The sequence below is a fragment of the Gemmobacter aquaticus genome (genome assembly GCF_007859075.1).
GTDB lineage: Bacteria > Pseudomonadota > Alphaproteobacteria > Rhodobacterales > Rhodobacteraceae > Gemmobacter > Gemmobacter aquaticus.
Genome location: NZ_VOAK01000001.1, coordinates 11,358 through 30,182 on the forward strand (window position 1 = coordinate 11,358; position 18,825 = coordinate 30,182).

The window sequence follows — 18,825 nt, forward strand, 5'->3', positions numbered from 1 at the left end:
CTGATGATGCCTCCGATCCTCCTTGCCGCAACCGCGCGCATGGCCGCCCTCCTGCTGCCTGTGCCCGGCGCGAAGTATGACCTGCCCATGGCGCTGGACTGGCGCCTGACGTCTGCGGGCAGTGAACGTCTTGGCCGTGTAGCAGAGGCCGTGCTTGTGCTGCATGACCTTCTCCCTTCATGCGCCTATCGGCTGGAGGTTGAAGGGATGGGCGAGGTCACGTTCACAACGGCTGCCTGCGCCGGTGTCGTGTGCCCGGAAGGCCTGCTGGAGGGAGCTGACGTGGCGGATGCGGGGGCCGCACGTTCCAATGCTGCGGCTTTTGCTGCGGCGATTGCCGCAGTTCCGCCGGGTGGTACGTTGATGCTTCCGGCTGGCATCTGGGTCACGCTGCCGGTGTCGCTGCGCAGCGACATGACCCTGCATCTGTCTGAAGGCGCCGTGCTGCAGGCACCGTCCGTGCGTGAGGGCTGGCCGATCCTGCCGGCGCGCGATGCAACCGGCCAGATGCTTGGCAGTTGGGAGGGGGTGCCCGAGCCCTGTTTTGCGGCCCCCCTTCATGCCATCGGCGCGACCCGTCTGATCATCGAAGGCGCAGGGGTGATCGACGGCGCGGGCGCGCTTGGCGACTGGTGGACCTGGCCCAAGGGCACGCGGGATGGTCCCCGGCGTCCACGCGGGCTGCATCTGGTCAACTGCCGCGATGTGACGCTGATCGGGTTCGGGGTCCGCAACGCGGCCTCATGGACAGTCCATCCCCAGGGCTGCGACGGGCTGCGCGCCATCGGGTTGCGGATCGAGGCCCCGGCGGACAGCCCGAATACCGATGGCTTCAACCCCGAAATGTGTCGCGATGTTGACATCACCGGGGTTCGCTTCTCGGTCGGCGACGACTGCATCGCGGTGAAGGCGGGCAAGCGTGGCCCGGCGGGCGAGGCCGATCACCTGCGCGAAACGCGCGGCATCCGCGTGCGGCACTGCCTGATGGAGCGCGGCCATGGCGGGCTGGTCATCGGCTCGGAAATGTCAGGGGGCGTGCACGACGTCTCCATCGAGGATTGCCAGATGCGCGGCACCGACCGTGGCCTCAGGCTGAAGACCCGGCGCGGGCGCGGGGGCGCGATCACCGGTATCACGATGCGGCGCGTGCTGATGGAGCGGGTGCAGACCGCCATATCTGCCAACGCCCATTATCATTGCGACGCCGATGGCCATGACGCCTGGGTGCAGAGCCGTGCCCCCGCAGCAATCGGCGCAGGCACGCCTGCAATTGACGGGATCACTGTCGAGGATGTCACCATCGACGGCCTCTCGCACGCGGCAGGCTGTTTTCTCGGGCTGCCCGAGGCGCCCATTCGCAACGTCGTGATCCGCAACCTTCACATCCGTTGGCTCGACCCCGAGGCGCATCCCACGCCGCCCGTCATGGCCGACTGCATCCGGCCGATGCGTCACGAGATGATCGTGGCCGAGCACGCCGAAATTGACTGCGACGCGCCGGGACTTTTGTCCGCCGCACCGGTCACCCTTCCAGACGATGAGCACGCCATGACCCTGATAGCCTATTTTGACCGCTACTGCGACGACTACCGCCCCTACAAGGGCGGGGCATGGTGCTATGAGGATGGATGCATCTATCGTGGCCTCATGCTGCTGTCAGAGGCGACGGGTGATCCGCGCTGGAAGTCCCATCTTCATCGATTGGCCGATGCCCAGATCGGGGCAGATGGGCAGCTTGCGGGCTATGACGCCAAAGAGTTCAACATCGACAACGTCCTGTCTGGGCGCATCCTGCTGCCGCTTGCGCGCGAGACCGCCGACCCGCGCTATTGGGCGGCGGCAGAGCGGCTGATCGGGCAGCTCGACAGCCATCCGCGCATTCGGGCGGGCAACTACTGGCACAAGCTGCGCTATCCGCATCAGGTGTGGCTCGACGGGCTCTACATGGCCCTGCCGTTCCAGATCGAGTATGGGCTTGCGGCTGGCGAGGCCGCGCGCATTTCAGATGCGTTGTCTCAGTTTTCCACGGCGCTTGCGCTGACCGAGACGACGGGCGATCTGCATGTGCATGGCTATGACGAAAGCCGCGCTCAACGCTGGGCTGATCCGGTCACGGGCCGGTCCCCCGCCGTCTGGGCGCGCGCGATGGGCTGGCTTGCCATGGCGCTGGTGGATGCGCTGGTGCTTCTGCCCGAAGATGCCGCGACCAGACCCCTGCGTGCCCGCACCCGCACGATCCTTTCGGCCCTGGCGCGCCGGCAGGCACCCTCGGGCCTTTGGCCGCAGGTTCTGGATGCTGACGCACTGGAGGGCAATTACGAGGAGAGCTCGGCCTCGGCGATGTTCTCCTACGCCTTGCTCCGGGCCGCGCGCCTCGGTCTTGGTGAGGGGGAAGAGGCTGCACACTGGCGCGCGGCGGGGCAGCGTGCCCTTGATGCCCTGACATCAACCCGTCTGGCCGAGGTGGACGGCACCCTGCGCATGACGGGGATCTGTCATGTCGCGGGCCTGGGCGCGCTTTCTGGGCCCTATCGCGACGGATCACCGGGTTACTATCTGACCGAACAGATTGTTTCCGATGACGCCAAAGGGGTTGGCCCCTTGATGATGGCCTATGCCGAGGCGATTCGTCTGTAAACGCGCCGCCCAGTTTGCATCGGGCCGCCCATCGTGGCGGCCCGTTTGGCGTTCCAGTTGCCATGCAGGATCGCCAATATTCCCACTTTGCGCCCTATTGTTGCCGATTTCTGCCGGGAAAAAGGCGTTGGTTAATAATGTTCTGTTTGGCGCTTTTGCCGTTTGTGGGGTCGCCCGTCGCGCCCGTTTGGTCGCGTGCGGAAAAGGTGGAGTTCGAAAATGGTCCAGGCCGGGTATACCGAGGACGCCGACATGTTCGGGCAGGCGCTTGATGAACTGCCGCCCGGCACGCCATTGCTTCACGGCCAATACACGATTGCGCGGTTCATCAACAGCGGTGGCTTCGGCATCACCTATCTTGCCAAGGACAGTCTCGACCGCGACGTGGTCATCAAGGAATGCTACGTCGATGCATTCTGTCGCCGCACCAGAACCATTGTCAGTGCCCGGTCACGTGCCCACCAGAACGAGATGAAGTCGATCATTCGTCACTTCATCCAGGAGGCGCGCAGCCTGTCCAAACTGCGGCATCCGAACATCGTCGGCGTGCATCAGGTGTTTGAGGACAACGACACGGCCTATATGGCGATCGATTTTGTGAACGGTCGCGATCTGGCGGATATCATCGACGATCCTGCGACCAGTCTGCCGCCCGGTCAGGTCGTGATGATGACGCGCAAGCTCTTGTCGGCGGTGGGATATGTGCACGAGCATGGCCTGCTTCACCGCGATATCTCGCCTGACAATATCCTTCTGAATGCTGAAGGCGAGCCGGTGCTGATCGACTTTGGCGCCGCACGCGAACATGTGCCTGAGAGCGGTCGCAAACATTCGGCACTGCGCGTTGTCAAAGATGGCTACTCGCCACAGGAATTCTACATCGCAGGCAGTGAGCAAGGACCGTGGAGCGACCTCTACGCCCTTGCTGCCACGCTCTACCACCTGATCAAGGGCGAGGCGCCGGTCAATGGGCAAGAGCGTCTTGCCGCCATCGCCGATCAGCGCCCTGATCCCTATGCCCCGCTCACGGGGAAGATCGAGGGCTATCCCGCAGGCTTCCTCGAAGCCATCGATCAGGCGATGAACACCAAGCCTTCGCGCCGCCTGCAATCTGCGGCCGAGTGGCTGGACATGATCGATGGCAAGGCGGCACCGGCGCCTGAAAAGGTCGTGGCATTTGCGCCGTTGATTGATCATGAAGAGCCGGTCGCGGCGCCCACCCAAGGGAAGGGCCGTGGGAAGCTTGCAGGGATTCTGGCCGTTGCAGCGGTCGCGGTCGCCGGTGGTGTGGGCTACGTCATGTTGGGCTCGGGCGATGTACCGCCAGTGCCGGGGCAGAACGCCAAGGTGGTTGCCGTGGCCCCTGCCGCGCCAGCGCCCAAGCCCGCATCGACGGCGCCTGCTGTCGCACCCGCTTTGACCGAGCCCCCGGCTGTGCCGAAACCGGCAGCGGTCGCCGTGCCCGCCGAACCAAAGGCTGCATCCGGCACACCCGAAGCCGCGCCGGCCAGCGCAGCCAAGACAGAGACCGCCGCGGCTGCTGCGCCGACGGCGTTGCCCGAACTGGCCGCCACCCCCGTTGCGTTGCCTGCGGGCACCCCGGCTCCTGCGGCACCTGTCGCCGCCGTCGAGCCGACCCCCGTGCCGGTGGCAGAGCCCGCCCCCCCGAAGGCGCCCGAGGCTGTTGCCGAGACGGCGCCCGTGGTTTCGCTGCCCGCGCCGCCGCTTGGCCCGGTACTTGAACAACAGATCACGCTGGCGCTGTGGGATATCGCACTTCCCTTCGACTATGTTGAAACAACCGAGGACAGTGCCACTGTGGCGATGATCAGCGCTGTTCATTCCGGTATCGACCAGGCGGTGGTCGGCCGATGGCTCGCTGAGGGCGTGGAGATCGACGCCGTGAACGGAACCGCGCTGTCGCCGGAAGAGCCGTTCTCGACCCAGATCCTGAACGCCATGAAGATTGATCCCGATGGCTATACCCGCGTCGGCGTTCGCTACAAGGCGCCCGGCGCCGCGATGCCGGAACTCGGCCTGCTTGCGGTGCCGGTGGTTCAGCGCCTTGGCCTTGCCGATGGCACCATGCTGGAGGCACGTCGCGATGGTGCAGGCACCGCGCTTGTCGTGACGGATGCGGCACCCTCGGAGACTGGCTTGCGGACGGGTGACGTGCTGCGCAGCGAAGCTGACACCGGCATCATGATTGAGGGATCCGAGACGCTGGAGGAGGTGCTGAACAGCCTTGTCGCCAAAAACATCGGCACCGCCCGGTTCGAGGTGACGCGCGATGGCGCGCCCGCGATTGCCACCTATTCACTCGCGCGGCGCGGATGACACCTGCCCGCTGCGGCGCGGGTCATCGGTGCCATCCTGCAAGACGTCAACTGATTTGGCCCGCTGATGCGAGCCTGACAAGAATCGACTGAAAGGACCAACGGATGCGGCTTTACGCGAAGATCTCGGGCATTGCGGCGGGGCTCATCTGTGCCTCAACCCTCGCCTCTCAGGCACAGGTCGCCTGCGAGCAGTATCGCGCCACGGTCGGCGATACCCTGTTGGGAATCGCGATGAAGGCCTATGGCACCAAGGAGTATCAAAAGATCTACGGTGCCAACCGCGAGGCAATCGGCTCAAACCCTGACCTTCTGCGTGTGGGGACGCTGATAACAATTCCATGCGCCGACGGCAGTCTGCCTGCGACGGCCGAACAGAAGGCGCCTGATGCCGAGACCATCGCCGCGCAGGCCGCCCGTGTGGCAGAGCAGACCAAGGCGCAGGAGGCAATGCCGATCACGCTGATCACCGGCAACGGATTTCTGCCCTTTACCGACGAACGCCTGCCGGGGCGGGGCTTGTTCACCGAACTGGTCGAGACCTCTGTCCTGCGCGCGGATGCCAAACAGAAGCTCAACGTGATCTTCATCAACGACTGGGCCTCGCATCTGGATACGCTTCTGCCGCTGATGGCCTTTGACGGCTCGTTCCCCTGGACGAAGCCCGATTGCAGCCAGCCTGCCGCACTCTCTGCCGATGATCGGTATCGCTGCGAAAACTACAACTTCTCTGAGCCCTTCTATGAGGTGGTTGACGGGCTCTTCTCGCGCAAGGGCAGCGGCTTTGCCGAAGCGCTGAGCCATGATGAGCTGAAGGGCACCCGCATTTGCCGTCCCGAAGGTCTGTCGACCGCCCATCTTGCCTCGGTCGGTCTGGCAGAGCCTGATGTCACCTTCCTGCGTCCTGAGCGCGTTGCCACTTGTTTCGAGGCTCTGATGGCGGGGCAGGTCGATATCGTTGCCGTGGAATCCCAGCAGGCGACAGGCACCATCACCATGATGAAACTGCAGGACGAGGTTGTTGAAAACCCGAACCTCGGCGAGGTGAATGCGCTTCATGTCGTCGTGCACAAGCAGAACCCGCGCGGGCGCGAAGTGCTGGATGTTCTGAACGCGGGCCTCGGCAATATGCTCGAAAGCGGCGAGTGGTATGACATCGTTTCGGGTGCGTTGAAACGGCAGGATGCGCTGCGCGTCAACTGATCGACGCAGACCGGGCATTGCCGAAATCAAAAGGCCCCGCGAGGGGCCTTTTCATTTGTCAGAGGGTGAAGATCCGTCGCCAGGCGGCGTGGATTGCGGCACAGTCCTCGGGCGCGTGCACAAAGATTGCAAACTCATCATTCGCCCATGCGGCCGAGACAGAGCCTTCATCGGCCAGTGCCTTTTCCAGAATGATCAATCGCGGGGCCTCGCCCGACTGGTCGGCGCTGCGATAGGCACTTTGCATGCGCTGGCGCTGTGCCTCGGCGATCGGGCGCAGGCGGGCGAGCAAGGCCTGATCGTCGGCATGGCCGATCCAGGCCCCGCCCGACCAGAACAGGCACGCCGAATACTGCGGCTCACAGGCTTCGATGAACATCTGCACCGGGCTTGATGCGCGGTCGACCATAAGCATCTCGGCCAGCGCCTCACCCGAGATGCCGACACTTGCGGCAGACACCGATGCATCGGGATGGCTGCAGTCGACCGTCAGAACCCGCTCAGGCGCGCACAGCGCCACCAGCGCTTCAGCCAGCGCCTCGAAGGCGTTGCTGTCATCGGGTGAGAGCGGCTGGCCCAGCGGTGCCCCTGCAGCCACCAGATCGGGAGAGGCAGAGGTCAGCAGCAAGATCCGGCGCCCCGCCACCGTCATGACGAGACGACTGTCGCCCGTCTGAAACTCAAGCTGGCGTTTCAGGATCGTTGTATCCACTTCGGCCAGAAGGGCTGCCAAGGGCGGTGGGTAGACCCCGTTTGACAAGACCCGAAGGCCCTCGCGAAAGATCGGGCGCTCGGCTCCGAGGACGCTGAGTTTGCGAAGGATCGAGCCGATGTCTGTCATTTCCGGAACACTTCAAGGTCAGAGAAGGGGGATCAGTCTGCCGCAGCAAGACGGCTTAGGGTGGCCTGCGCCGCAGCACGAAACGCTGGCAGATCGAGCGAGGGGTTACAGATGCAGATCAGCACGTCATCGGGGTGTTTGTCGGCACGCAGGATCACACGGATCTCGTCTGCCGTGCAAATCATGGCCGCCTGCGGAGAGAGGCCACCCTGCGCTGCAAGCGTTGCGGCAGCGTCGGCGCACAGGCGGTTCAGCGCATGCTGTTCCAGTGCGGCATCCGAATTCGTGACCAGCACCATGCCCGCGCCGATGTCGGCGAAGGCAAGCGTCGTGCAGTCGGGGAATTGCCGCTGCAACAGATCCAGGTCTTCCGAAGGCATCAGGGCATGTCCCGCCACAGCATCCGCAGAAGACGGGCTTAGCGCAAAAAACCCTTTTTGCATAGCCTCTTGCGGGTGTTGACGCGGGGCGACCATCGCAGTTTACCGGAACAGTCGGCGGATCAGGTCGCCTGCCCCGGACGCGGGCTTTGGTTCGATGCGATCGACAGGTGTCGTCAGCACCAGCGCCGGGCGTTCCTCGCGAATGGGGCGTGGGGTCTGCGGTGGGCCAACCGGCTTCACGCGGCGGGGTACGATGCGACGGGGCATTGTATCCACCGCATCATGCGTGGCACTGACGGGTGCGACTGCCGCGGGACGGCGCAGCACGATGGTATTGCCTGCGCGCGCGGGCGGCTCGAGTGTTGCAGTGCGGGGAGGTGCCTCCGCCTGCCACTCGCGCTGCCGGGAGATGGGTGCAGCCTCTGCCATGGCCGAGGGTGCATCATGACCGGCGCGGGCGATGATATCCATCAGCGCGCCAGAGAAGGCCTCGGCGCCGCACGCCTGCCATTGATCCGCGTCGGTCGCCTCGATCGCCTGGATCAGCGAGATCGGGCAGGTCTCGGCAAAGAGCCCCGCCGTTTCGCGCGCCAGACGGGCGCAGACGCGGGCGCGGTCATTCTCGGTTGTCAGCTTGTCAAAGCGGGTCACCAGCAACAGGCTGTTCTTGCGGACGTCGTCGGTGATCCGCTCCCACACGGCCGCTTCCGACTGGCGCCAGGCTTGCGTGGCATGGGTGCACCACAGCACGCCATCCACCTCTCCCAGCATCCTTTCCCAGACCTCGGACGCCATGTTCGGGTCTGAGATCCCAGGAAAATCGATCAGGTCGCACTGGTCAAGGATCTCGGCATCGAAGGCGAGCTTGACGTAGAGGGTATCCTCCAGCGGAACCTCCTCCAGCCGATCCAGAGAGACCGGATGCTCTGTCCCGTCGATCGCCACCCGATAGGGCTCGGCATCGCCCGCGCTGATCCAGACCGGGGGCAGGCGCGTGGCCGTTACCTTCTCGGGCAGGGCGCGACGACCGAGCAGCAGGTTGGAGAGCGTGCTCTTGCCTGCGCTGAACTCGCCCATGATGGCGATGCGGGGTTTGCGTCCGTTGGGGTGGGCATCTTTCATGCCGCAGTTCCTTCGCGCGTGGTCAATTCTTCTGCTTCGATGTCGGCGTCTTCGGCCCAGGACAGCTCGTCATAGAGCAGGTCCAAGAGCCCGGCCCGTTCGGCTTGCGACGAGATGCCGAAAAGCGAGCGCAGGTCGTGCATGCTCAGATGAGCCTTGTCGACAAAGTCCATCAGGATGGCGCGCTGCTCGGCCAGAAAGTCGGCCAACCGGGCGATTGCGGCCTGCCGTATCTCGGCGGCTTGCCGGTCTTTCAACTCGGCGATGATCGGGGCGGTTTCGGCTGCGATCAGGTCGTGAAAGCCACTGGCGTAGGCACGGTAGCCACGCCGCTTGCGCCACCAGCTTTGCCAGAGCGAGGTTTGCAGATCGAGCACGATGGTCGCACCCAGCGAAACCGGAGCGGGAACTTCAACAGGGCCGGGCGGTGTGACGGTGAAGCCGTCAACCTCTACCGCAACCGCCTGACGATAGGCCTGTGCCAGACGATTGGCCGTGGCGCCATAGACAGCCACGCACGTGCTGCCGAGGTTCTTGCGCAGGACCTGATGGCTGGTGCGCAACAGCATGCGCAAACCATCGGGGCTGTATTTCCAGACCTGATCCTCGCCCTTTTGCTCCAGATGTTGCAGCAGGGATTCGAGGGCACGATCCAGAAAGCGCGCATGCGACTGCTCGACCCGTGCGGCAAAGGCAGCAAACACGCGATCCAACTCGGCATTCAGGTGCTGGTGCGCCTCTGCCTCAACCTGATCAAGAAGGGCGGCGAGCGGGCCAGGCGCCATCACGTCGATCGCGTTCCCATCGAGGCGCATCGAGGCGACGCTGGTGGTGGCGCGCAGCCCCGAGACAATATTGCGCGCACGCTTGCGGATATGGGCGAGGAAGCGGGTTCCCGTATCCTCGGCAATCCGCTCGGACAGACATTCCAATAGCGCGGGCATGCCGGACATCTGCCAGATGACATCGCGCCGCGTAGGGTCCGCCCCTTGCAGGCCCGGTGTAACCGCAGCGAAGGCGCGCAGCGTCTCGGCGCTGTCGCGGGCCATGGCGCCAAACCCGCCGCCAAGGGCCATGTTGGCCCAGTAGGCACTGCCAAAGACGATAGCGGGGTCTTTAGGCCCGTTCAGCCGTTCAAACGTCGTGAGGATGCTGTTGCGGATATCGGGAAGCTGGCTTGCCGGGTCAGAAAGCTCGTCAATGCGGTTGACGAAGATCACGATCCCCTTCGACTTCAGTGTCGAGATCAGCCGGATCAAACCCATGTCGACCGAGCTCAGTGCTTGCGATGCCGACAGCACCACAACGCACAGCCGGCTGTCGCGCAGCGATTTGATCGTGATCTGTTCGCGCATCAGGAAGGTGTCGTTCACGCCGGGCGTGTCGCGCAAACAAAGTGGCACTGGCAGCGAAGGCACCTTCAGGTAAAGGTCGGCCGATTTGGTGATATCGGCAAAGCGGCCCTGCTGATCGGTCTGGCCGTATCCATCGAAGTCATCGCCGAGACAGACATAGCGCTGCACAAGATCATCATCGAGATGTCCGTAATCGTGCCGTTGGCCCAGAAGCAGTTCGAACCGGCGGCCAAGGCGCGCGCGTGTTTTCTCCCGCATCTCGGCAATCTGGTCGTGGATCTTCTGCAGCTCTTCGTTGGCGCCCGCGCGGGCGGAAAGCTCGCCAATGCGCCCGCCGTACGACACCAGATGATCCCATTCATCGCCGTTGAAGAACTGGAACGATGCAACCGGCGCACCTTCGGCCTGCCGTTCGTTCACATGCAGCGAGGTCACGACAGAGGTCCAGGGGTTCACGTCTGCCGGCAGCAGTCCCGGCCGCCCCACCATTGCATTGACGAGCGAGGTTTTGCCCGACTTGATCTGCCCAACCATCGTGATGCTTGGGGCATGCGCATCGAGCTCGGCGATCAGACGCGCGACCTGCCGTTCCGTGGCGGGATCGCAGAGCATGCCCAGATCGCCCAGCGTTTCGCGCAGCTCGGCCATCTCGTGCCGAAGCGCAACAAGCCTGCCAAGGCCAGACTGCATGAGATCCGCAATTTCGGCACGCGGTGCGCCCGGTATTTCCGAATTGACGTTCATGTCTGTCTCCTAGTCCTTCAACAAGGCGTTGCCGCGGGCTGGGCCTTTGGCATGACGCGGGACCGCAATGGGCACTGTTACAATCACAAGGTCGAACGCGGGGCCGTATGACCCCGCGCGGGGTTCAGGTCTGGGCCATAGGGGCGCCAAATCTGGCTGCGGGCGTAAAGGCTGCGGGGATGGCCACCTCTGACCGCGCCAAGGCTGTCTCGATTTCGTGCTTCAGCTGGATGAGAAGGCTCAGGCTTTCGCCAAGTGTGGCAGGTCCGCCTTCCAGCTGCATCAACTGCACCAGATCGGCTGCGTCAAAGGCCGCCTCGCGCAACTCTACAAGGCCGGGCGCGCCCGAGGGGGCACCATCCAGATGGTCGCTGATCCATTGCACAAGTGCTGCGGTATCTTCCGCCAGACGGGCGAGCCCTGAGGCGCCTGCAGCCCGCATCGTCGCATCGGCCTCGCGACCGTGCCGTGCGATGCGCCCGAGGGCAGGCTCGCAAATCTCGCGCAGCGCCGTCCCCTTTTGCGGAACCACTGGCCGAGCGGGAACAACAGGCTGCGGCGTGTGGGTTGCTGTGGCGGGTCTGGGCGACGGGCGGCGGGGCTGCACGATCTTTGGTGCCGGGGAGGCAAGCGGCTCTGTCAGGATCAGCGGCGCGGGCTTTGGCGCGGGGGCGACAACGGCCGCTGCCGAGGGGGCGGCGACCTTCGCCTGCACCGGCTGGCCAAACTGATGCAGCACAAGCTCGGCCCTGTCGCGCGCGGCATCGCGCCCCATGTCGATATCGCGCATGATGGCGGCAATCAGCGCGCGGCCACCACTGCGTGTCAGCTGCTCCCGGTCGATGCTGCCATCGGCGCGGCGTGCGGCAATAGCCTCGGTTGTGGCAATCGCCAACACATGACGGAACTGATCGGCGCCCGCGCGCAATTGCGCTAAGGTCGGATCAAGCGTGCCATTCGCAACCAGCGTGTCTGCCTTGGTCAGCAGAAGATAGGCGTGATCCTGCATCGCCTCATCCACGCCGGACCAGACGAGCCGCTCGCCCGCGCCAAACCGCTGCGTGCACCACAGTGCGATGTCGGTACGGCCGACAGCCCAGGACAAGGCGCGCTCGACCTCGGCCTGTTCGGACGGCAGGGCAAGTTCCATGACGCTGATCTTGCGCAGGGCCGGAAGCGGAAGCTCGATCCGCACAAAACGCGGCGAGAGCGAGGCGACCGTGGCGGCATCAAAGGCAGCCATCCGGCGCTCGCGGCCATCGGGCAGGGTGCAGATGCAGCAGGCGGTGTCCCCCCACACGACCTCGATCGTCGGAAGATTGCGCACCGGTGCAAGGGCCGAGGCCCCGATCAACAGGTTGACCAGCGTCGACTTGCCTGACCCGGGCGGGCCCATCACCGTCAGCCGAACAGGCTGGGTCAACTGCCGCACCAGCGTCTCGACATGGGGCGCCTGCGCCGGGGGAATGGTCCCTTCGGCGAGATGCGCACCCAGGGACTGGGCCAACTGTTGAAGCGCCTCTTCAGCCACGGCTTGCCCCCCCGGCAACACGACGGAAGAACACGGCCTTGCCGTCTTCGGTGCCAACGGCCTGTTCGCGCGCGGCGGGCTGTTGCAAGCCGCCGCCAAGCGGCACGATGCGCGTGGCACCTGCGCCGGTTTGATCGATCAGATCGGTCGGCTTCTTGCGGATCGCCTGCGCAATCGGCTTGATGTGATTGAGCTTGATGACAGCGAAGGAAATGTTGTCCTGATCCGGGCAGTCAAGTTCGTGCAGTGCCGCGAGCAGATGCTCGGCGATTTCCGCGCTTTTGCGGCGACGATACTTGTAGAGGATCTTTTCGATCTTCCCGTCTTCAAGGTACTGCAGCCCGTCGCTGGAGACCACGACGATATCGCCGACTTCAAGCGTCAGCGGCTTGACCGGGCAATCGGTGCGCGCAATCCGGTCGCCGTAGATGACCGAGGTCAGGCAGTTCCGGTCCGGGTGGTTGCGGGCTGTTTCGGGGTCAATCATGCCCTGGCGCATCATGTGGTCGATTTGCGGCGCCATGGAATGGTCTTCGTTCACTTGCCGCAGCTTGCCGCCGCGCATGTGATAGAGCGGCGAGTCCCCGATCGACATCCAGTACATCCGGTTCTCGACCATCACGAGCGCGACCAGTGTCGCACCCATGCCGCGCGTGCACGGGTTGTCCGAGACATAGTCGCGAACACAGATGTTGGCGTTCATCGCGGCGGCCGCGAGGTATTTCGGGATCTCGCCCTCCAGTTCGCAGAAGTTCGCACTCTCGAACTTCAGGTCGCTGAAGACTTCGGTCACCACGATCTTCGAGGCGACGTCACCGGCGGCATGGCCACCCATGCCATCGGCCAGCACCGCCAGCCCGATATCGGTGCCGGTGGGAAAGTCGGTGACGATGGCGTCTTCCTGGTAGTCTCGGCCGCCCTGGCAGATTGCCGAGGCCACGTCAAAACGCGGCTCAGGCGATCTCCACATTCTCGGACTCCCCTTGCGCGTCGTCAGACCAGTTGAAGCTTGCGTCGCACAGTCCGACAAAGCGCAGAGTTGTTTCGCCCAGGCGGATCAGGTCGCCGTTCTTCAGAACTTCGTTGCTGATCACCGGCTTGTCGTTCAGGCGAACGATGTTCGACTTGCCACCATGGCCCAGATAGAACTGGAAGCTTTCGGGATCATAGACGATCGCGGCATGGTTGCTGCGCGAGATCGAGCTGTCGCCGAAGTCGAGACTGATGGCCTGATCCTCGCCGCGACCGATCTGCGACATCCCAGCCTGAAGCGTGAAGGATTCGCCGCGGCCCGGCCCCTTGACCACCACGATCCAGCCAACCGGAAAACGGGTGCCTGCCGAGGGGGCATCGACGGGATTGCTGAACAGATCGACCACACGGCCGTCGGATTTGTCAAAACCCAGCAGCCGCGTCTTGGCGCGGGTCTTGCGCACGGGGCCTGCCAGCACACGACCAGACGTCTCAGCCGTATCGGTAGGGGCAGGGATCGCAGGAGCTGCGTCCATATCCCAGATGCTAGCTGGCGCGGCTGGCGCCTCCTGGGGCTCGGCCGAGGGTTCGGGCCAGCTTGAATTCAATTGCACCTGACGGGTCAGCACGGACTGATCCGGGGTTGGTTCGGACTTGGATGCGAGGTCATTGCCCTGCCGCTTTGCGTCAGACCCGCCCCGCCCGAGAAGCTTTCCAAATACACTCATAGTCAACGACCTCCAATTGCATCTGTTGGGAAAGACTCGCGCCAGATCTGTGTCGATTGTATCTTGTCACCATGCCAATCTGTCCAAATCATGGCATTAGTTGGAAGGTTTGCGACCGGCCTTCCCCGCCCGCCAGCACACCGGGCCGCAGAACACCGTGCCCCGCAACAGCGAGGTTGGCGCAGGGGCATTCGAGGCGCATCAGGCTGTGAACAGCCCCCCACGCCGTGCGGCAGGGGGGCTGCCCGGATCAGTTGCTCAGCTTGTTATAATCAGAGAGCGAGGTCGCCACGATGTCGTACCATTCGCCGGTCTTGCGCATCTCGGTCAGGCCCTTGTTCAGCATGGCGATATAGATACGGCCGCGCGGATTGAACTTGGACGTCACCAGACGGAACGAGACGATCTCTGACAGGTTCGGGTTGGCCACGACCTTGTCCATCGCGTTCAGCTTGGTGAAGTTGTCTGTCGCGGTTTCAAGTTCGATCGAATAGATGTCCACCTCGCCCGCCAGCAGCATTTCGGCGCATTCGTTGGGGGTCTTGGGGCGCACGAACTTGACAAAAGGCTCTTTGATGCCGCGCAGTTCCAGCTTGTCGAAGGGCCAGTCGGCTGGGCGGCAGAAGCGCGAGTCCTTGAAGTCCTCATAGGTTTCGGCGGCGGCGTATTTGTTGTCAGGCAGCGTCATGAAGCTTTCGGCAACTTCATAGACCGGCAGCGAGTACTCGAAATCCGTGCAGCGCTTCTGGCCATCAGGCGGCAGGGCGCTGACATTCGAGCAATCGGTCTCGGCCCATGCCACCGAGATGTCATAGGCGCCCGAGGGCAGCAGCGTTTCGATGTGCGAGCCCCAGTCATCAACCCAGGACACTGTGCTTTCGCGGTTGTTGCCGCCGCGCTGCAGGGCGGTGGTGGCGATGCGCACCAGCATGCCCCCGCCATTCAGTGTCTCGTCGGTGAAGGGCTTCCACTCGTTGCCGCTGACAAATTTGAGCGGCGGTTCATAGACATTGCTCTTCTTGGCGGTCGCGGCCTGCTTGGCCTCTTCGGCCTCGATGATCGATGAAAGCTCGGCATCGGCGGACAGACGACCGTCCTTGCAGGGCAGCTTCAGCTCAAGCCCGGCCTTAAGGTTGTTGGGGTTGCCTGCCAGCACCTCGCGGTTCGCGTTGAAGATGATCTGGTAGTCGAAGGTGCCGTAGGCCGCCTGGGCGATGGAGCCGAGGCTGTCGCCATCGCGCACGGTGTAGGGGGCGCAGGCCTCTTGCGCCTGGGCCGCGAACGGTGCGGCAATGGCCATGACGGCACAGGTCACAAACGGGTGCACAGATTTGGAAAAGGTCTTCATGGGGCTGATTCCTCTCGGCGCTCCAGGGATCGTTCCCTGCTATGCCTTCGACCTTCGCTGAAAAATTGTCTAAAGATTGGCGACATTGGGGGAGGAACGGGACATTCATCGCCGAAACCCCGAAACAGCAGCAGAATCTGGGCGCGTCCAATGGATTTGGGGCGCCAAAGGCACAAGTCCCAAGGGTTGTGCTGCCTAATTGATGATCATCCGTGCGATGCGCAGGGTGCAATGATCCGGGCCGCTGCCCTGGCGACTGGTTAATTGATCACAGATTCGCAGCAGTTGTTCGCCTAGATCGGGATTGCGTCGCCATGGCATGAAAAGGCCCGCCCGGACGTGCCGGGCGGGCCAAGGTTCAAAAAGAGGTCGATCAGGCCAGATCGAACCGGTCGGCGTTCATCACCTTGGTCCAGGCGGCGACAAAGTCGCGGACCAGCTTTTCCTTGCTGTCATCCTGGGCATAGACCTCGGCATAGGCGCGCAGGATCGAGTTCGAACCGAACACCAGATCCACGCGGGTCGCCGTCCACTTCACCGCGCCCGACTTGCGGTCGACGATGTCATAGAGGTTCTGGCCCTTCGGCACCCATTTGAACGCCATATCGGTCAGGTTGACGAAGAAGTCGTTCGTCAGCGCACCGACGCGATCGGTAAAGACGCCATGCGCCGTGCCGCCGTGGTTGGTCCCCAGAACCCGCATGCCGCCGATCAGTGCGGTCATCTCGGGTGCGGTCAGGCCCATCAGCTGGGCACGGTCCAGAAGCAGCTCTTCGGCGCTGACAACGTAGTCTTTCTTCATCCAGTTGCGGAACCCGTCTGCCAGAGGCTCCAGCACGTCGAAGGAGGCGGCATCGGTCTGTTCGGCGCTGGCGTCGCCCCGGCCGGGTGCGAAGGGTACGGTGATGTCAACGCCCGCGGCCTTGGCCGCCTGTTCCACACCAAGGTTGCCGGCCAGCACGATCACGTCCGCAAGGCTTGCGCCGGTCGCATCGGCAATCGGCTGCAGGACCGACAGCACACGCGCCAGACGGGCAGGCTCGTTGCCTTCCCAGTCCTTCTGCGGGGCCAGACGGATGCGCGCACCATTGGCGCCGCCGCGCATGTCGGACCCGCGGAAGGTGCGGGCGCTGTCCCAGGCGGTCGTCACCATATCCGAGAGCGACAGGCCCGAGGCCGCGATCTTCGCCTTGACGGCGGCCACATCATAGTCGGTGCGACCTGCGGGGATCGGATCTTGCCAGATCAGATCCTCGGTCGGGACATCGGGGCCGATGTAGCGCGATTTCGGCCCCATGTCGCGGTGCAGAAGCTTGAACCACGCCCGGGCAAAGACATCCGAGAAATAGGCCTGGTCGTCTTTGAACTTCAGCGAGATCTCGCGGTAGATCGGGTCGACCCGCAGCGCCATGTCGGCGTCGGTCATCATCGGGTTGGTGCGGATCGAAGGGTCCTCGACATCGGCAGGCTTGTCGGCCTCGGCGATCGAGATAGGCTCCCATTGGGTCGCACCGGCGGGCGACTTCACCAGATGCCATTCATGGTCGAACAGCATCTTGAAGAAGCCGTTGTCCCATTGCGTCGGATGCGTCGTCCACGCGCCCTCAAGCCCGCTGACCACGGTGTTGCGGCCTATGCCGCGGCCCTTGGTGTTGAACCAGCCAAGGCCCTGATACTCGGGCGCGGCGCCCTCGGGATCGGCGCTCAGGTCGCCTGCGTTGCCGTTGCCGTGGCATTTGCCAACGGTGTGGCCGCCTGCGGTCAGCGCGACGGTTTCCTCATCGTCCATGCCCATGCGGGCAAAGGTCTCGCGCATCTGCGCGGCGGTCGCCAGCGGGTCGGACTTGCCGTTCACGCCCTCGGGGTTCACGTAGATCAGGCCCATCTGAACGGCGGCCAGCGGGTTTTCCAGCGTGTCGGGCTTGGTCACGTCGCCATAACGGCCATCACTGGGGGCCAGCCATTGCTTCTCGCTACCCCAGTAGATGTCCTTTTCCGGGTGCCAGATATCTTCGCGACCAAAGGCGAAGCCAAAGGTCTTCAGCCCGGCTTGTTCGTAGGCGATGGTCCCTGCGAGCATGATCAGGTCAGCCCAGCTGATCTTGTTGCCGTACTTCTTCTTGATCGGCCACAGCAGGCGGCGGCCCTTGTCGGTGTTCACGTTATCGGGCCACGAGTTCAGCGGCGCAAAGCGCTGGTTGCCGGTTGCGCCACCACCACGGCCATCCGTCACGCGATAAGAGCCTGCGGCGTGCCATGCGGTGCGGGCGAACATGCCCACATAGCTGCCCCAGTCCGCCGGCCACCAGTCCTGACTGTCGGTTATCAGGGCACGCACATCGGCCTTCAGCGCCTCGACGTCCAGCGACTTGAGCTCTTCGCGGTAGTTCACATGACCCAGCGGGTTGGTCTTGCTGTCATGCTGGTGCAGGATGTCGAGGTTCAGCGCATTGGGCCACCAATCCATCACCGAGTTGCCTGCGGCGGTGTTCGCGCCATGCATGACGGGGCATTTGCCCGCTGGTTTCAGGTCATTTCCATCCATGTCTCTCTCCGGATCTGGCATTGGTTGCTTGAATGCGACGACGCGAGAAGGACCTCGCTCGCATCCCGCAGAAACCTCCGCAGGCTACGGCATCGGCCAATCGAGAACGGTTCTAACATGCGGGTTCAATAAATGGAATTTGCATTTTCCAATCATTGCGATATGAAAAATTTATGAATGCAATCACAATGCGGCATCTGCGCTATTTTGAGGCCCTGGCCCAGCACGGCCACTTTGGTCGGGCGGCGGAAGCCTGCGCGATCTCGCAGCCTGCGCTCTCGTTGCAGATGAAAGAACTGGAAGAGATCCTCGGTGCCGGGCTGATCGAGCGTGGCGCGCGGCAGATCCGGCTGACCCGACTGGGTGAGGAGTTTGCGCAGCGCACGCGCGAGATCTTGCGCGCAGTAGATGAGCTGGGCGCGCTGGCGCGGGCGACGTCTGGACCGCTTTCCGGGCGGCTCCGCCTTGGGGTGATTCCGACCGTCGCCCCCTATGTGCTTCCGGCGGTCATCCAGCATCTGGCCGCCAGCTTTCCGCTTCTGGACCTGCGCCCGCGTGAGGCGGTGACCCAGCGATTGCTGGACGATCTGACCGAAGGCAAGCTTGATGCGGCGATTATGGCCTTGCCCGCGTCAGGGAGCGCGTTAACCGAATACCCGTTGCTTGAGGAAGAGTTCGTGCTGGTCCGCCCGGTCGCCGACCGCGATAAGCCGGTTCCAAAGCCCGAACATCTGCGCGAAATGCGGCTGCTGCTTCTGGAGGAGGGGCACTGCTTTCGCGAACAGGCGCTGTCGTTTTGCCGGTTGTCCTCTGCCGTGCCGCGTGACCTGATGGAGGGCAGCACCTTGTCCACACTGGTTCAAATGGTCGGCGCGGGGATCGGTGTCACGCTGATCCCGCAGATGGCAGTGGGGATAGAGGCGCGCTCAGCCCCCGTATCGGTTGCCCAACTGCCCCAACCCCGGCCGACGCGGCGCATTGGCATGGTATGGCGACGCACCAACCCGCTTGCCGAACAGTTGGGCGTGATCGCCGGCCACCTGCAGGGGGCCATCGCCCGCGCGGCGGGGCAGGGCTGAT

General features: G+C 63.8%; 13 protein-coding genes. 4 read left to right on the plus strand and 9 right to left on the minus strand.

Going from position 1 to position 18,825, the window contains the following annotated elements:
* The first annotated feature begins 3 nt into the window (after positions 1–3).
* The 3 genes from pglA (at position 4) to FQU74_RS00080 (ending at position 6,176) form a co-directional block, all read left to right on the plus strand.
* Positions 4–2,637 (plus strand): polygalacturonase PglA, encoded by a 2,634-nt coding sequence (pglA, locus tag FQU74_RS19470; protein ID WP_206664970.1) that lies wholly within the window; start codon positions 4–6, stop codon positions 2,635–2,637.
* Positions 2,638–2,856: 219 nt separating this feature from the next.
* Positions 2,857–4,974 carry a serine/threonine-protein kinase gene (locus FQU74_RS00075; RefSeq protein ID WP_146284168.1) on the plus strand — a complete coding sequence of 706 codons (2,118 nt, stop codon included), beginning with the start codon at positions 2,857–2,859 and terminating at the stop codon, positions 4,972–4,974.
* Positions 4,975–5,078: 104 nt separating this feature from the next.
* Positions 5,079–6,176 (plus strand): transporter substrate-binding domain-containing protein, encoded by a 1,098-nt coding sequence (locus tag FQU74_RS00080; protein ID WP_146284170.1) that lies wholly within the window; start codon positions 5,079–5,081, stop codon positions 6,174–6,176.
* A gap of 58 nt (positions 6,177–6,234) precedes the next feature.
* Here FQU74_RS00080 and FQU74_RS00085 read toward each other — a convergent pair whose 3' ends face one another.
* From FQU74_RS00085 to katG, 9 genes are all read right to left on the minus strand, one after another.
* Entirely contained in the window at positions 6,235–7,017 is a 783-nt protein-coding gene (locus tag FQU74_RS00085; RefSeq protein WP_146284172.1) for a hypothetical protein, read from the minus strand.
* A gap of 32 nt (positions 7,018–7,049) precedes the next feature.
* Entirely contained in the window at positions 7,050–7,397 is a 348-nt protein-coding gene (locus FQU74_RS00090) for a hypothetical protein (protein ID WP_146284174.1), read from the minus strand.
* 102 nt (positions 7,398–7,499) lie between these two features.
* Positions 7,500–8,522 carry a dynamin family protein gene (locus tag FQU74_RS00095; RefSeq protein ID WP_146284176.1) on the minus strand — a complete coding sequence of 341 codons (1,023 nt, stop codon included), beginning with the start codon at positions 8,520–8,522 and terminating at the stop codon, positions 7,500–7,502.
* Positions 8,519–10,621: a dynamin family protein gene (locus FQU74_RS00100; protein WP_229704459.1), complete on the minus strand. Its 2,103-nt coding sequence runs from the start codon at positions 10,619–10,621 to the stop codon at positions 8,519–8,521. The genes FQU74_RS00095 and FQU74_RS00100 overlap by 4 nt, the downstream gene beginning before the upstream one ends.
* Positions 10,622–10,745: 124 nt before the next feature.
* A complete protein-coding gene (locus tag FQU74_RS00105; RefSeq protein ID WP_146284178.1) occupies positions 10,746–12,152 on the minus strand; it encodes a P-loop NTPase family protein in 1,407 nt (468 codons plus the stop codon).
* Positions 12,145–13,122 carry a PP2C family protein-serine/threonine phosphatase gene (locus FQU74_RS00110; RefSeq protein WP_146284180.1) on the minus strand — a complete coding sequence of 326 codons (978 nt, stop codon included), beginning with the start codon at positions 13,120–13,122 and terminating at the stop codon, positions 12,145–12,147. Before FQU74_RS00110 ends, FQU74_RS00105 begins: the two co-directional genes overlap by 8 nt.
* Positions 13,106–13,852 (minus strand): FHA domain-containing protein, encoded by a 747-nt coding sequence (locus FQU74_RS00115; RefSeq protein ID WP_146284182.1) that lies wholly within the window; start codon positions 13,850–13,852, stop codon positions 13,106–13,108. Before FQU74_RS00115 ends, FQU74_RS00110 begins: the two co-directional genes overlap by 17 nt.
* Positions 13,853–14,102: 250 nt before the next feature.
* Complete coding sequence (locus FQU74_RS00120) at positions 14,103–15,200, minus strand: LysM peptidoglycan-binding domain-containing protein (RefSeq protein ID WP_146284184.1); 1,098 nt, start codon at positions 15,198–15,200, stop codon at positions 14,103–14,105.
* 373 nt (positions 15,201–15,573) lie between these two features.
* On the minus strand, positions 15,574–17,745 hold the full coding sequence (gene katG / locus FQU74_RS00125) for a catalase/peroxidase HPI (RefSeq protein WP_146284186.1): 2,172 nt from the start codon (positions 17,743–17,745) through the stop codon (positions 15,574–15,576).
* Between the two features lie 173 nt (positions 17,746–17,918).
* Between katG and FQU74_RS00130 the strand changes: the two genes are divergently transcribed.
* Positions 17,919–18,824, plus strand: coding sequence for a hydrogen peroxide-inducible genes activator (locus FQU74_RS00130; RefSeq protein WP_146284188.1), 906 nt, complete (start codon positions 17,919–17,921; stop codon positions 18,822–18,824).
* The last annotated feature ends 1 nt before the right edge of the window (position 18,825 follow it).